Annotated in this window: 12 protein-coding genes; 6 read left to right on the top strand and 6 right to left on the bottom strand. The window is 50.4% G+C overall.

Annotation, left to right across the window (positions count from 1 at the left end; translation table 11 throughout):
* Positions 1-883 precede the first annotated feature (883 nt).
* From H6F91_RS05795 to H6F91_RS05785, 3 genes are all read right to left on the bottom strand, one after another.
* Positions 884-1,243 (bottom strand): DUF1815 family protein, encoded by a 360-nt coding sequence (locus H6F91_RS05795; RefSeq protein WP_190775601.1) that lies wholly within the window; start codon positions 1,241-1,243, stop codon positions 884-886.
* A 1,060-nt stretch (positions 1,244-2,303) separates the two neighbouring features.
* Positions 2,304-2,519, bottom strand: a complete 216-nt coding sequence (locus tag H6F91_RS05790) for a DUF2839 domain-containing protein (RefSeq protein WP_190775600.1) — start codon at positions 2,517-2,519, stop codon at positions 2,304-2,306.
* A gap of 360 nt (positions 2,520-2,879) precedes the next feature.
* Complete coding sequence (locus H6F91_RS05785) at positions 2,880-4,454, bottom strand: ATP-dependent DNA helicase (RefSeq protein ID WP_199307655.1); 1,575 nt, start codon at positions 4,452-4,454, stop codon at positions 2,880-2,882.
* Positions 4,455-4,622: 168 nt separating this feature from the next.
* Here H6F91_RS05785 and H6F91_RS05780 point away from each other — a divergent pair, with 168 nt between their 5' ends.
* Together H6F91_RS05780 and sds are read left to right on the top strand one after the other, a co-directional pair.
* Positions 4,623-5,465 (top strand): prephenate/arogenate dehydrogenase, encoded by an 843-nt coding sequence (locus H6F91_RS05780; protein ID WP_190775599.1) that lies wholly within the window; start codon positions 4,623-4,625, stop codon positions 5,463-5,465.
* Positions 5,466-6,614: 1,149 nt separating this feature from the next.
* Positions 6,615-7,586: a solanesyl diphosphate synthase gene (gene sds / locus H6F91_RS05775; RefSeq protein WP_190775598.1), complete on the top strand. Its 972-nt coding sequence runs from the start codon at positions 6,615-6,617 to the stop codon at positions 7,584-7,586.
* An 84-nt stretch (positions 7,587-7,670) separates the two neighbouring features.
* Here sds and H6F91_RS05770 read toward each other — a convergent pair whose 3' ends face one another.
* On the bottom strand, positions 7,671-8,144 hold the full coding sequence (locus tag H6F91_RS05770) for a hypothetical protein (protein ID WP_190775597.1): 474 nt from the start codon (positions 8,142-8,144) through the stop codon (positions 7,671-7,673).
* A 190-nt stretch (positions 8,145-8,334) separates the two neighbouring features.
* Here H6F91_RS05770 and hetZ point away from each other — a divergent pair, with 190 nt between their 5' ends.
* Genes hetZ through H6F91_RS05755 form a run of 3 tightly spaced genes read left to right on the top strand, consistent with a single transcriptional unit; the run spans position 8,335 to position 12,845 of the window.
* The gene (hetZ, locus tag H6F91_RS05765) at positions 8,335-9,477 is read left to right on the top strand and encodes a heterocyst differentiation protein HetZ (protein WP_190775596.1); all 1,143 of its coding nucleotides are present in this window, start codon (positions 8,335-8,337) and stop codon (positions 9,475-9,477) included.
* Positions 9,470-10,483 carry a PatU gene (locus H6F91_RS05760; RefSeq protein WP_190775595.1) on the top strand — a complete coding sequence of 338 codons (1,014 nt, stop codon included), beginning with the start codon at positions 9,470-9,472 and terminating at the stop codon, positions 10,481-10,483. The genes hetZ and H6F91_RS05760 overlap by 8 nt, the downstream gene beginning before the upstream one ends.
* 58 nt (positions 10,484-10,541) lie before the next feature.
* Complete coding sequence (locus H6F91_RS05755; RefSeq protein WP_190775594.1) at positions 10,542-12,845, top strand: DUF3488 and DUF4129 domain-containing transglutaminase family protein; 2,304 nt, start codon at positions 10,542-10,544, stop codon at positions 12,843-12,845.
* Positions 12,846-12,881: 36 nt separating this feature from the next.
* Here H6F91_RS05755 and H6F91_RS05750 read toward each other — a convergent pair whose 3' ends face one another.
* Entirely contained in the window at positions 12,882-13,298 is a 417-nt protein-coding gene (locus tag H6F91_RS05750; protein WP_190775593.1) for a DCC1-like thiol-disulfide oxidoreductase family protein, read from the bottom strand.
* A 764-nt stretch (positions 13,299-14,062) separates the two neighbouring features.
* Here H6F91_RS05750 and H6F91_RS05745 point away from each other — a divergent pair.
* Positions 14,063-14,392 (top strand): STAS domain-containing protein, encoded by a 330-nt coding sequence (locus H6F91_RS05745; protein ID WP_190775592.1) that lies wholly within the window; start codon positions 14,063-14,065, stop codon positions 14,390-14,392.
* A 69-nt stretch (positions 14,393-14,461) separates the two neighbouring features.
* On the opposite strand, the gene H6F91_RS05740 is transcribed toward H6F91_RS05745, so the two are convergent.
* On the bottom strand, positions 14,462-15,388 hold the full coding sequence (locus H6F91_RS05740; RefSeq protein ID WP_190775591.1) for a DMT family transporter: 927 nt from the start codon (positions 15,386-15,388) through the stop codon (positions 14,462-14,464).
* Positions 15,389-15,444: the final 56 nt, after the last annotated feature.

Raw genomic sequence — 15,444 nt, 5'->3', positions numbered from 1 at the left:
AACACCGTTTGAGTGGGGTGGCAAGCGAGCGGCACGACGACAACGAGCGCGATCTAAACGACCTAAGCATCGATTAGGAGGGTCTGGGGCTGTAACCCAGTCCTTGGTGGCCTGAAATGCTCCACCTGAAATGGCAATACTCACGCCAGATGACCCACTAGTAGGGCTTTACTGCACCAGTTTTGATAGGAGAGGCGAAGTTGCTCCTCCTGTCAAAGCTAATGATTCACAAAAATCTTATAAGGCACTGTGCAGATTAATGAAGTGTAGGTGCTGTGGTACTCAGTGCTACACGCCACCTACACCTCATAAACTTGAACATCGCCCTAGCAGATAACAAGCTTCTTTCATGCGAGTTTATTTAACCTCAGTTCGGGATAAGCTGAAGTGCTCATTTTGGCGTGCGCTTTGCGCACGCCAAAATGAGCGTTTTCGAGTGCCGCGCAACGCGCGGCACTCGAAAACACCCTTAACCCAAACTCAGGTTATTTATAACAAAGATACTTTGGCTCACCTGAGAATCGATCGCCCTTTTCTATACGACAACAGTAGGGATTAGAATTCTAATCCCTACTGTTTGGTAGATGTAATACTTTTATCGCGGGCCTTCTCGTTGATTTTGAGCCGCGCATCTTTAAGCAAGACTCGTATAACCTAACAACCAGTTCTGGGCTAATATCCAACTCGTTTGGGTGCAGTCTAACTTTTGAGGAGGGGATTTTGTGGGGTAAATGATCCCCTCACGAGGGCACAGGCCACAAATTTTAACTAGTAGCGCATCAAAATGTTAACCCAGTGCAACCTCGGTTTCACAGTTAGATTAGAAGTCAACTACTCAACTTATGTCAATTCCTCACGCTGGGGCCGCGCAAGAAACACTTATCTACCCAACCAGGTCAGACGCTGAACCCGCCAGGACGAGCGACTGTTCAGATGGCTTAATCTGGTACTTCACTAAGTTGGCCAGCTCCTGAAGTTGGCTGATGGCTTCTGCGCCCTCTAGTTTCATGAGTTCGCGATCGTCCCGCATCTCAGTCCAGGTAATTCCATAATCAGACACTAGGAAACGAATCAGATGATTCTCTCCCAGACTGACCATAAAAGAAGCGCTGTTCATCTGACCACCGCAGGTATAGCAGGAAGCGAGATAGCCCTGACGCTCCAGCACTGTTGCCAGTGCTTGAAGATTCATGACGAGGTCCTGTACTAACTGCTGGTGTTGCTTTGCAAGTCTTACAAACATCCTTAGCCTCCAATCACCAATAATCCATTCTAGCGCTTTAATGTTTTTTTAATATTTCCATCTTGCGGTCATCTTATCGCCCTGGGCAGGAGTATGCCAATCACCCATTTAGGGGTATACAACCGAAAACGCAAGAAGCTTGAGAGTTAATCTGGTAACAACGAGGCGAATAATGAGCGATCGCCCTGATGAATAGCCTTCCCTTTTTGATACCTTATGTTATCAATAGGCTAATCAAAAATTCTGGAAATGTTCGTATCTGTCTTAACAATTTTTCAGATGATCCGTCAAATAGTAATTGTAATGGAGAATGTCAACTTGATTCCAACTCATTGCATATCAATAAATGAGTTTGGCTCATGGATATTAGAGTGCCAAAAAAGATTTCTGAAGTATATTTCTTATCTTTTACTTACATAAATATAAGTTTCAAAAGCATCTCCTGATAATCAGGATAAATTCAGAAACTTAACACAAAATCCTTGCAGTACCTTTGTTTGTAATACTTTTGAGCACTCAGTACTCCTGATGATCTGTGCCAAGCCTCTAAAGCAGCAGATGAATTTGAGATAACGAAGTAATAATAAATTCCGTATCCATCAAAACATGTTCCTGATTTGCTTTAAGAGTAAATAAAATAGTTAATAAAGACTTTTACTCATGTTTGAGTATTTTTAGCCCTTCCTAAAAATATTCCATGGAAATTGCTGATAGTAATGAATTTCACTAAAATTCACTTCTTAGTAGTAGATGATTGACGCAATTCACGCCTCACTCCAACGGTGGATCAAGAGGGATCAATCGGTATAGATTTACAGTAAGTTTGCTATATGTGGATTTTGCCCATATTCAAAAATCAAAACCGAGAATGCTAAGTCTGTCATTTTGGGTGGGAACAAACTCGCTATTTTAGGCTCTGCAAGATGGGTGTAGGAGTTCTCTAGGGCAGGTTTAAAGCTTTGAGAACCCACAATTGCCGAACTTACGGTAACTGCGGGTTCTCAAGTTCATCCATGGCCAGATGAAGTACATCTGACGGTAAGGTGGGTTGTAACCAGAATTAGGGATTGACTTGCCACCAGCCTAAAACGGGGCCTAAAAAGCGGATGACCACCCAATAGGCCACCAAAAGACCAATCCCAGCCCAGGCTCCTGCTGTACTCCATTTCACAAACTGTGCGGCTTGGGATTTTTTGAAGGGCAACCAAGGAAGAACATTTTGTTCTTGCCCGTACTTTTCTCCCAGCGTTTCTTTACGGCGTTTTGAATCACCCATAATGTTCTGTTGATTAACTGGTTAGTCCAAAGTTTGCCTTGATCATAACGTCTTCTAACCCCTTTTCTTAGGGCAGAAGGGACGGATAAGCGCTCAGCCCATCCATCCCTTCTGCCCTGAGAAGAACGGGGCAAATGGAGAGGATGTGCCTCTTCTCCAAGCTAAATTTTCAGACTTGTTTCGGCTTGATAACTGGGTCAGCCACGCTCCTATCCTACGTAACCTGAGTTCGGGTTAAGGGCGTTTTCGAGTGCCGCGCAACGCGCGGCACTCGAAAACGCTTAATTTGGCGTGCGCAAAGCGCACGCCAAATTAAGCACTGCAGCCTATCCCGAACTGAGGTTACGTACTAATGGATTGCTAATCAACCGAGGAGTAATCCGGCGTAGAGAAGAGGCTGGCATCTACATAATTGATTCGCGCCAGGGGGTGGAGAGCGGTCAAAACTTGTTGACCATAGGTGCGGTAATTAACCCGGTTGTCCAAAAGGGCTACCACCCCTTGGGAGTCACGAAGGGGGGCGATCGCCCGTTGCAACTCACTTAATGCCGTTGGTAGTAAATACAGCTTGAACCAATCTTGACGCAGCTTCTTGTAATACGCTACGCGGCTGGCAACAAGCGGATTTTCCAGAGATGGGATGGGTAAGGTTGGAATGACTAATAGGCGTGGAGTAGGCAACACACCCTGGTGCTCACGCCAAAACTCCCAACCTGTTACTAAAATTCCCATCTCATCAAGGCAGGTCTTCTCCATCTGTACCCGTGACCCAAATTCTGCCGCGAGAACAGCGGCAATCTGGGCACGTAGGGGCGTATCTCCTACCAAGATTACGCTCAACCCTTGCCGGGCCGTCTTTGTAGTAAGCAACGCCCGCAATTCCTGCATCAGAACGGGTTGAAATTGCGGGGTGTTGGGCAGGGGTAAACCATCAGGCAAGTAGAGCTGAATCAACTCGTGCTGACGATCTAGCGAAAACTTGACACAGGTTAAATCCCCTAATCCAAGGCGCTGACGATAGGTTAAGGCTTTCGTTTCGGGATCCAGTGTGCCGCCCATCAGTACCAGGGGTTGCTGTTCCCATATCGGCTGTAAGTAGGATGCCACATCTAATGGGCAGGTGAAGAGGGAGAACTGCCCATGGAGACGACTGACTTCCGCCCAAAACAACACATCATCTGAATGAAGTCGGGTTAGCACTGAGGCCCAGGGTTCGGGTAATGGAGCTGGGTTGTCTCCTGCATGAGCCAATAACCCATCTGCTAATTCCCGTAACAAGCTCTGCTCCCAGGATTCTACGGGGTAGCATTCGTAGGGGTTGGCAGGATGTTGGAAAACTGCATGAGTCAGACGTACCCGTGTGTTGCGGATGTCTTCTGCCTGCTCGGGATAGGCTAGCATCAGCTCATCCCACTGGGCTGGCGAAATGCTGACAGTCAGGGCCTGCCGTACCCAATCCTCCAGGTCATCGACTCCGTCGATCAACGTGGGGATGCCAGCAGGGAAACGTCCTTCAGAGTAGAGGCGATCGCGCAACCATGACTCTGGGGATGTCAACAAAAGGCCATCATAATCTTCTGATGGGAAGCGATCGCCCGTCCGAATCGCCTTTGGAGTTTCAATCCACTGGCGCAGTCGGGGAATCTCGACCATTAATAGCCGTTGTTGTAAGGCTTCTGGCACGACCAAAATAACTGGACCTTGCCACAGGAGGGCTGGCATCAGATAGCTGAGGCGGTAGCGACCGTGATACCCAGATGGAGCACCCGCCTGGATCAATGCACTCCGGCCCAAGCGCAGACCGCGGGCAACCAGGCGGGCCATCGTCAGGTGATGGTGCCAGTAAGGTTCGCCCTGCTGCCGCAGAAAAGCTCTTAATTGCTGATGGACTTCGACCTCGATCACAGGTGCCTTACTACTAGGGTTGAAACTCATTGTGACACAAACCTCAGGGTTCCTCCGATGGGTATCTGTCAGAGAAATTGACGGCTCTAAACAGCATCTTGACAAGGCAAGAAAGTTAAGCCATGCATTCTCCCTCAGCGAACGCAGCCCAGATGGGGGATAATCGACGATTGCGGTAAAGGCTAAATCAGGTTTGAGATGAAAATTGCCATTGTTGGGCTGGGATTGATTGGCGGGTCACTCGCGTTGGATTTGCGCCGGTTGGGACATACCCTGCTGGGTACCAGTCGTCGTCCCGAAACCTGTGAGCAGGCCGTTGCTCTGGGGGTTGTGGATCACGCCAGTCCCGATTTGCTGGACATGGCGGAAGCAGATGTAATTGTGCTGTGCCCCCCCATTGAGGCGATCGCCCCCATTGCTGAACGCTTAATCCCTCACCTTACTTCTTCGACTATCCTGACGGATGTGGGTTCCGTTAAGCAGCCCATTGTTGAACGGATTTCCCCCCAATGGCCGAACTTTGTAGGTGGGCATCCGATGGCAGGCACTGCCGAACAAGGCCTGGAAGCTGCCCAGCGTGACTTATTTGTGGGACGCCCCTACGTTTTGACGCCAACAGAATCTACTCCACAGGAATCTGTAGAAACGATGATGGAGGTGGTGCGATCGCTCCAATCCACCATCCACATCTGCGACCCTGCTGAACACGACCGAGCAGTCGCCTGGATTTCGCACTTGCCTGTCATGGTAAGCGCCGCTCTAATCGCCGCTTGCACGGGAGAGGTAGACGCTAACGTACGAGAACTCGCACAAGCACTAGCCAGCTCAGGATTTAAAGACACGAGCCGAGTAGGTGGTGGCAACCCCGAACTGGGACTAATGATGGCTCAACACAATACTGCGGCTCTACTAGCAGCCCTAACCCAATACCGCACCCAGTTAGATAGGTGTATCGCAAACATTCAAAACTCAAATTGGGTTGAGCTCGAAGCCTGGTTAGTACAGACTCAGCAAGAGCGACCAAAGTACATCAAGCCTTAAATGCATGGAGTAGAGCCGCCAGCTCAACTTGCTTAGGGCTGACAATCCAGAAACCTGGTCTTTCTGAAAACACCAGGTTCCCAGAGTACCGGTACAGCATTGCTTGCAACGACATCACCCATACCTGATCCAAACTTCACCGATGCGAAGCGAAGCGGCCGATAGCGCTATGTGAACCCTGAACCAATAAAAAAGGTTGAATTTGTGTATGCCAGGCACCCACAAATTCAACCACCTCAAGAAGAAATAATGTTGCGCAGACTACTCCACGCAAAATTCAACGTCTAAGCCTGTTTTCGTTGCAAAACGGCCAGTACTACATAGACAACCATTAAATAGAACGCAGCCAGTATGGGAATAATGATGGGAATATCGAAAAAATAAGACATTGGCCTAACCCTAAGAAACCTGGAGTAGCAAGCAGCGAACCCGAACCATAGGCGCACGGCAGCAGGCCCGAAAAAATCGGACGCCTTCATGCAGCAATAAAGCCAACTAAAGATAGGCGAACGAAAACACCCAGAACTCTGGGGGCTTCAACATCTCCCGTCCCTGAGCAGCGAACTGGAAAAATACCTCGTAAGACGTATCTTTCTCAGAGCCAGATAACAACGGGTGACGATTTCAACTATCAGTTTTTTGAATAGCTTCTTCCAGAATCCTAACATAGATCTCATGGGCAACGTAAATGTTTTGTTACATTTGCACACATTTTTCTCGTATCCTGAAATGCTTGCCCTGAAGGGCTTTCGGGATTTATGAGGACGGGCGATCGCCTCCCACTCGGCAAAATTGCGGTAGAAATTTTTCAGAAATCTTCCCCTGGTCTGGCTAATTCCTTGTATACAAATCTCAAATGCCTCCCTGAAGCTTTATGAGTTGTCTCCAGCTAAGTATTTCTAAGGATTTATACTCCTCAAGCCTGTTGATTTAATTCTTCGAGCTTCAAGGTAAGACCTTCAAAATTCCCTTGGTGGCTCACTTAGGGCGGTCAACCCTTTACTGAGGAGCACGAAAAGCGAATCTTTTCAAGCAGGTTTTCTAATTTACTGGGCAGGAAGTGGTCGAGTTTGCTAAAGCGAGTCCCATAGATCGGAGGGTTAGCTTAGAATAATATGTAAAATTTCGTAACCTTCGAGCTGCCGCTTCATGACTTCAGTCGCTTCCCTCTTTGCCCCGGTTGATGCAGACCTCTGTCAGATGACGGAGAATCTGAAGAACCTGGTCGGAGCTCGCCATCCGATCCTCTATGCCGCCGCTGAGCATCTCTTTGGAGCTGGAGGGAAACGCCTAAGACCTGCCATTGTTCTACTGGTCTCTCGGGCTACATCTCCTGATCAGAGCATCTATGCTACCCACCGCCGCCTAGCCGAAATTACTGAGATGATCCACACCGCCAGCCTGGTGCATGACGATGTGGTAGATGAGGCCGAATTGCGTCGGGGTGTGCCCACGGTGCATGCCAGCTTTGGCAACCGTGTAGCTGTTCTAGCTGGAGACTTCTTATTTGCCCAATCCTCCTGGTACCTTGCCAATCTGGATAACCTGGAAGTGGTGAAGCTACTTTCCCAGGTCATTATGGATTTGGCGGAAGGCGAGATTCAGCAAGGGCTTAATCGCTTTGATACTAGCCTTTCCATCGAAGCTTATTTAGAGAAAAGCTATTACAAAACCGCTTCCCTGATTGCGAATAGCTGTAAGGCGGCTGGGGTTCTGAGCGACGTGTCTCCAGAAATGGCCGTTAACCTCTATAACTATGGTCGCCATCTGGGATTAGCTTTCCAGATCGTGGATGACCTGTTAGACTTCACCAGTTCCGCCGATACGCTGGGTAAGCCTGCTGGTTCTGACCTCCGCAGTGGCAACCTGACGGCTCCCGTCCTCTATGCCATGGAAGAGAAGCCTTATCTCGAGGCGCTCATTGAGCGGGAATTTGCAGAGGATGATGATTTGGAACAGGCCGTCGCCCTTGTCCTCGATAGCAAGGGTCTGGAGCGAACCAAGGAACTCGCAGCCCACCATGCACAACTGGCTGTGCAACATTTGGCAGGGCTACCAGCTTCCACATCTAGAGAAGCACTAATTAATTTGAAGGATTATGTCTTAAGCCGGGCATACTAAGTGAGATTGGGCATATTGGGTGGAGAAACCACCCGGATCGTTCCTATCCTCCTTTGGAAGGAATCTCTTAGGTTCCTGGCACCGTCAGGCGATATCTGATGGGGGTGACGCAGAAGGCTGTTGTAATGGGCGCAGATGTGCCTGAATCAACTGCTGAATGCTTTCGCGAGTCACTTCACTCCCCTGCTGGGGGTTGCCGGGGGTCTCGAAGAAAACAATGCCATCGATAGATGTCATTGCTACCATTTGGAAAAGGATGTGTGTCACAGGGATAGGCACCGCGATCACTTGCGGATCTTTCGTCGCCGGGCTGGTCATTGCATCCTTTAACGTCGAAAAGGCATACACCACATTTTTGGACGTATCGGCTTGAGTCTGATGGTTCATGGTAATCATGACCCAACGTCCATCCAGGGTTTGCAGAATGTGGTACTGCGGGTGCTTCAACTGTCCAGCTACAAGCTTCAGTGCCGGGGCGATCGCCTGAACGGCACCGGGTGTTACCCCGTCATCGGGAGCTTGGTCGAGTAATTCCTGAATTTGCTGGTCTAAATCCATATCGGTAAGAAAACCTCGTTTTTCCTTCAGTCTAGACGACGGAGCGAGTTCTCCTGGGTTTCCCTGAGGAGTAGCGCCTGGAATCTCGGGCGAACGAGGGTCTTTGCCTGGATTTTACGCGCAACGGAAACAAAAAGGGTGTGCTACCGTTGGCCGACCAAACAACCATCAGGGAGAAAAAGTATAGAGCGTGGAAGCCATACTTGAACTACTCAGTCATGAATTGAAACAAGCCACCCGAGCTTCGGAGAAGGCCTGTCGAGACGTTGCCCTTCGGCTTACGGGGGAAGTCAACCGCATTTGCGTTGAAAGCAAACGGATTCAAGCCTCCGGCGAAGTGGAAGCCTGGTCAACGGCGTTGGCCCGTCACCGGCTAAAACAATGCCTCAAATATTATCAACTGGGCTCGCGGCGAGGCCGGGTAGAGTTGCACAGTACCTTGAGTGCGGTGATCTACCGCTATATCACTCCGCCCCAGGTGCAATCCAGCTATCAGGCCCGTCTTACCCTGATTGAGGATTTTTTGCAGGGCTTCTATATTGAAGCGCTGAATGCCTTTCGGCGGGAAAATCAGCTCCCCTCTGATTACTGCCCACGTACGTTGATTCAACTGGCCGAATACATGGCCTTTACGGAACGCTATGCCAAACGGCGCATTCCGTTACCCGGACGGCGCAATCAACAGTTGATTATCCTGAGAGCCCAAACCTTTTCTCAGCAACAGCCCCCGGAAACTTCCGTTGACATTGAGCAGGCAGCTGAGGGGGGTAATGGCGAATCGGATCAGCCCCGGAGTGCGGCTCCTCTGCAACAGTTGCGGGAACAAATGGTGGCTCAGGAGCCTGAAGTAGCCGAAGATACTCTCCGCAAAACCGTTGTTACGGAGTTGATGAGTTACCTGGAGGAGCGGCAGCAATCAGATTGTGCTGATTACTTTGCGCTGCGACTTCGGGATCTCCCGGCCCATGAAATTGAGGAAATTTTGGGCCTAACTCCCCGGCAGCGAGACTACTTGCAGCAACGCTTTAAATATCACCTGATCCGATTTGCCCTGGCACACCATTGGGAATTAGTGCATCAATGGTTAGAAGCGGATCTGGAAAGAAACTTAGGATTAACGCCAGCTCAATGGGAGACTCTGCTTAGACGCCTTACGGGGGCTCAATCTGACCTGTTGAGATTGAAGCAACAGGGAGCGTCGGATATGGCGATCGCTCAAAATCTTGGTTGCACAGTGAATCAAGTTCAGAAACAGTGGTCTAAACTACTGGAACAGGCATGGGAAATTCGAAATAATTTAGTTTCCGGAGCAGGGGTATCGACCGATGAATAGAGAATCAGAAGCTGAGCAGTTTATGTCTTGGCTTCTGCAACAACTGGCTCTGACCGATGAAGAAGCGCCATCAGGGAGCCTCGATCCCTCAATCGAGGCAAACAGTCAGAGCCTCAATCCATTGGAACTGAATAATAAAAACGAGCTCGACGTTGAGACAGCCCTAAATTCCGAAGGGCAGGCTCGCCGGTCGGACGTTTTTTCATTTCGTGATACCCCACTATCCAAACCAGGAGAGTTTTCTGTTGTGCAAGATCGTTTTTATTCATTAATTAAGCGGCGATTACGTGCCGAGATCGAGCAGAAGCCGCCCCTGTTCCCCTGGGAAGGGGAATTGCTCGATTACGAAGCAGAGCCCGCATCTGTGCGCTTCTGGATGACCCAGCTACGTCAGTTGGACGTACCGCTGAAGCTTCCTGATTCATTGCTGGAGCACCTGTTGGAGCAGTGCCAAGCTGTTCTGCAATCCTCCCTTCAGGAAGGGACTCGGCTGGTACGTGCGGTGGAATCTCTATTTCCCAATCAAGAAACCAGTCTTAATAATCTAGCCAGCCTGGTCATGGCGGCACCCGCCCGTTCTAGCGAAGCGGCGCTGGTGACAAAGGATGCTCCGCTGCCTGTGGATTATGACGCGGCAACGGATACCCAAAAGATGGCCCTCTCGTTGATGGCTGCTCGTGAAATTATTGAAAATCTGACTCTGTCTGTATCCCGCACCCATGGTCCTGTGAGCCGGGAGTGGCAGACCGAAGCAGGCCCCATTCGTCTGCGGGCCGAGTCTTCTGAGTCTGGAAGCCTGCGGGTGCGTGGCGAATTGCCTTGTGGTGGTCGCATGGAATTTCGTGGCATGGAGTCTGAGGTGATGGCCCAGCGTCCTGACGCCGGACTGCTCAGCGTTGAGCTGTTTGATCTGGCACCGCGTCGGGCTTACCCCCTGGAAGTCTCTCTGGTTCTACCTGACCAACCCATGCTGTTCTTCCAGATTTCCCTGCTCGATGAGGCATAGGTGACGTGGCCGCATGGCCTCGTTAGCATAGGGTGGATAAATAGCTCGGTTTCACACAATGTCCACTGGGTTACCACGACGCTCTGGTTTCATTGATCCCGCAAAATTTCAGGCACTCCGGCGAACTCTGGCATCTACAGATCCGGCAGAGGTGGAAGATTCGGTTCCTCTGCGGGTACTGGTGCAGCTACTGGTCATTGTTGGGGTCATTGCTATTGACGTAGCGGCGGCGGATGTCGTGGATTCGCCGGGAGTTAGCTTTTGGGCTGTGCCGGTGAGCATCATCGGGGGCTTTTGGAGTTGGTATCGCCGGTATAAAGCTAATATTCCCGTTAAATTTTGTATTGCGATCGCCATGCTGATTGCCTTGGCGGTCTTTTTCATGAGGCTCGTTGGGGATAGCAACGACACGCGGCTGGTGCTGGCAGAGCTGTTGATTCAGTTACAGGTCTTCCACAGCTTTGACCTGCCCCGGCGCAAAGACTTGAGCTATTCCCTGGTGATTGGGTTGATCTTGATGGGGGTTGCCGCCACCCTCAGCCAGACGCTCCTCTTTGCACCGATTTTACTGGCCTTTGTGGCGATCGCCATCCCTGTCCTGATGCTGGACTACCGCTCCAGGTTGGGGCTGTCGGCTCCCTCCTTCCGAGGCGTGCGATCGGATCTATCCCTCCGACGTCTGGGTACATTTCTGGCCATTATCTTGGCCCTGGGCCTGGCAATTTTTGCGGTCATGCCCCGATTTCCTGGCTACCAGTTACGCAACTTTCCGGTCAGTGCCCCCATTAACTTCCAGGGTGAATTCAACGCCGAAACCATTACGAATCCCGGTTATGTGCGAGATGGGGTTGGTAATGGAACGGGGGGCACTGGCCAGGAAAGCGGTACCGGGGCCGGGCAGATGGATGACTATTCCTACTACGGCTTCAGCAGTCGCATCAATCAGAACCTGCGGGGGACTTTGACGCCTCGCGTGGTGATGCGGGTGCGATCGCAAGCCGAAGGGTTCCTCCGCGTACTCGCGTTCGATCACTACACAGGCCAGGGTTGGGAGATTTCTCGCAACGAACCTGAGCAAATGCGTAAGTTGGATCGCCCGAACTGGACGTTCCGCTTCAACTTGCCCCTGGAGCCCACTCTCGGTCGTCGGAAAGAAGTGATCCAGTCTTACACAGTGGTGGCAGAGTTACCCAATGTCATTCCTGTGATGTATGAAGCTCGCCAGCTCTACTTCCCCACCAAGGAGGTGGCGATTGATTTGGATGGAGGGCTGCGTGCGCCAGTTCCGCTTTCCGAAGGCTTGACCTATACGGTGGTCTCAGATGTTCCCTACCGGAATCGCACCCAACTGCAACGCAACTCCCGCCGCTATCCCGAAGAAGTTATTAGAAATTATCTGGGAGTACCTGATGCCTTGCAGCAACGCATTCAAAAAACGACTCAAGACATCTTGAATGCTGCCCCCACTCCCATTACCACTCCCTATGAGCAGTCGCTCTACTTAGCCCAGTATCTCAAGCAGAACTACACGCTTCAGCCAGATCTACCCTTCTTTGGTGGTTCTGAAGATTTAGCCGAAGCATTTCTGTATCGTTATCAGGGCGGATATCCCGATCATTTTTCCACCGTACTGACCCTGATGATGCGTTCTGTCGGGATTCCGGCACGGTTAGTGGTTGGATTTCTGCCGGGACAGTTCAACCCATTTACGGGCTACTACGTTGTCAAAAACACGGATGCCTTCGCCCTGACTGAAGTTTACATTAGCGGCTATGGGTGGTTTGCCTTCAACCCAATTCCTGGGATGGAAGCCATACCACCTACCGTTAACGACTATCAAGCCTTCAGCGTACTGCGGCAGTTTTGGAATTGGATAGCCGGATGGCTTCCTTCACCGATTGCTGGATTACTGGGTGGGGTGTTTGAGTGGATCGCTGGAACAGTCGCTTGGATCTTTGCAGAGCTGACTACCCTATTTAATCGGGGATGGGTGGGCATTTTGCTCGGTGCGGGTCTGGTGACGGGGCTGGCATTTTTGGGATGGATCGCCTGGAGTGGGTGGAGTTCCTGGCGTTATCAGCGCTGGCTCGCCAAGCTACCCCCCATGGAATCGCTCTACCAGCGCATGTTGAAGTGGTTAGAATCCCAAGGCATTCAAAAGTCTTCTGTGCAAACACCTCTGGAGTTTGCTCGGCAGGTGCGCTATCAACAAGCCCCGATCCCTGTAGATATCGTGGATGAAATATCCAATGCTTATTTGCATTGGCGTTACGGGGGACAGTCGGCAGATACGCAGTACTTAACCCGCAGGCTGCAACAGGCACGTCAACAAACCCGCCGTGTGAGACGGGTTCGACCGTAAATATTGCGGGTGGTGATTTGTCTCATCACCCTCAATTTAGGGTTTGCAATGACCTGTTTCACAGACGGGATACTCTGACTCGTAGAGGCGATCGCGCCCTCCAAACCAGTCATAGCGGTTATCGCGCACTTGCTCGTAGACGCGATCGCCCATCCACTTCAATCCTGGCAACCGACGATAGGCCTCCACAAATAGAAACCCCATGGGTAGAATTCGGCCAATTTCCTCAGCAGCGTCACTGCCCTGCCAGCGACGAAACGGCTCATCGGTTTCCAGGAGAATCATGCCCTGTTCACAATCTTTCGGTGTAATGCCCAGGTTTTTCAGGGTTTCCTCCGCTTGCATGGGCACGTATTGAAAGGTTTTGCCCTGGTCGAGTTGTTCTAACAGCTTGACGAGATTTACGCAGAGGTTGCATAACCCGTCGTAGATAACGTAGAAATACTTGCCCATGACCCTCTACAATTTCGGTCTTTCCGTTATTCTAAGCAAGTTTTCCAGCCAGCAGGCTGATACAGCCTCTCTCGTGCCTCCAGACCGGAAGCGGATGTATTCAGTGACGTTAAATGAGGTACATCCCACTTTTGCAGATTGAAAACCCAGTTTTGTTAATGTGGCGGGCGTCGCCCGCCACATTAACAAAACTGGGATGCACCCCGTTAAATGCTTCTAATAGGTTAAACCGCTCATACCCCGGCACCTGGCTCAGAAAAACAACGCTAGAGGTCGAGCGAGGAGAGAGAAACCGGATAATCACTTAACAAATAGGGGCTTGTTCTTAAATTCACTATAAAGTGGCCTCTCAAGCTGATCTCTCCCGTATTACAAACTGTAAGGTTGAAAACATAAGGAATAAGGATAGGTCTAAAGAAGTTGCCTAGACCTCGCGAATCCTGCCTCTTGAGTTCATGGAATTTAGGTTAAGAGAGTAACGTCTTGTACTCTTCTAATCTGGTTCAAGAACTGTGCCTTCTTAAGCCCTATCTATGAATGTGACCTGCAGATAGGTCTTGAGAGAACGGCCTCACCCTTGCATCTCCAACAAAAGCTGTCAGGTTGGCAAGCCGGCCTATCGCCTTCTAAAGCCTCTACCCATCGGTCTTTTTGAAAGCAAATAGGTTTATCCAACAGGAAAAACCTGCTATGTATTCCCGTGCTAGCGATCGGGGTGCTCTCAACTATTACGGCTAATTTACTTGAGCTTACCGTGGTTGCTTATGGCAAAGATTGACGTTTTTAAACCTACTCGTATGCTAAGTGCGAGTAATGCTTCGGATCTCACGTCTTGGATTCGTCAAAAACTGGATGCAGGCTCAAAGCACCTGGTAATAGATATGAGAAATGTCATGTTTATGGACAGTAGCGGGCTAGGAAGCTTAGTTGCTGCTCGTCGCATGGCCTATGAACGTGGAGCTGTACTGGTTTTGACCTCGCTGTATGGACAAGCCCATATGTTGTTGGAATTAGCAGGGGTTGAACGTTTATTTCCCCTATTCTCGACCGTGGATGACTATCGAAGTTCCCTACCGGAAGAAGCCAGCCTTTAGAGAAGGTTGTTCATGCACTTAGTGCAGAAAAATTTACCTTGCAAACTATTCCTCTGGCTTTCAGCTTCATCATTCGCCTGCCTGTTTAAGCGATCTCTGGCTAAGAGCGGCTATCGCAACGCCGCCCAGGATGATAGCCGCTCCTATCCAGACGATCGCTCCTGGGTCTTCCCGAAAGATTAAGAGTCCCAAAATGCTTGAACCAACGGGTTCTGCCAGGATCGTTAGCGTCACGAGAGTCGGCGAAACCCAGCGAACGGCCCAATTCAAACTCGTATGTCCAATCGCTTGAGGAAAGAGCCCAATCAAGGCAATGCAAAGGTAGACCAGGGGTGGGTATCCGGTGTACTTACTGCCTAGCAATAGTGGCAGTGGCAATAACACCAATGCTGCTGTCGTATACGTTAAGACGGCATGACCACTGATATCGAGGCCGCACCGTTGAGCCTCTCGACCCAATAAAAAGTACAGCGTCACAGCCCAGGACCCCACTAACGCTAACACATTACCTAAGGCAGGATTCAACGCCGCTCCACTGGTCCCTGCCCCTCCAAGTCCGACCAGGAGGCTTCCTAGAAGAGCGATCGCAATTCCCAAGGTTAACTGTCGACCCGGTTTCTCCTTAAACCACAACCAGGACAACAACGCCATCCATACGGGATTGGTCGTTACCAATGCTGTCGACGCTGCAATAGAGGTATAAGACAACGACGTAATCCAGCAGGCAAAATGCAGGGCTAGAAATATCCCAGCACCTACAGAAAAACGCCATCCCCGCTTCCAGGCTCCAGGAATGCCTACATTCCGCCAGGCTGGGGCGAATAGGAGGGCCGCAATGGTGAGGCGCGATGCGGATAGAACAAGGCTAAACCCAAAGCCCGTTTCCCCGGATATTTGAAAAGCAAGGCGAATGAAAATTGCCGATGCGGAAACAGCCAGAATTCCGATGGTAACTATTAGCCCAACTTTCCAGGCGGGAGGCGCAGTGGGTGTCATCAATGTCCATCAACTGACAAGTTTTCCTAAGCTACCACACCTGTACTACAGCGCTT

It is taken from the genome of Leptolyngbya sp. FACHB-8 (assembly GCF_014695575.1).
Classification (GTDB): domain Bacteria; phylum Cyanobacteriota; class Cyanobacteriia; order Elainellales; family Elainellaceae; genus Vacuolonema.
The sequence above is the reverse complement of the archived record's forward strand: the minus strand, read 5'-3'. Positions and strand labels throughout refer to the sequence as shown.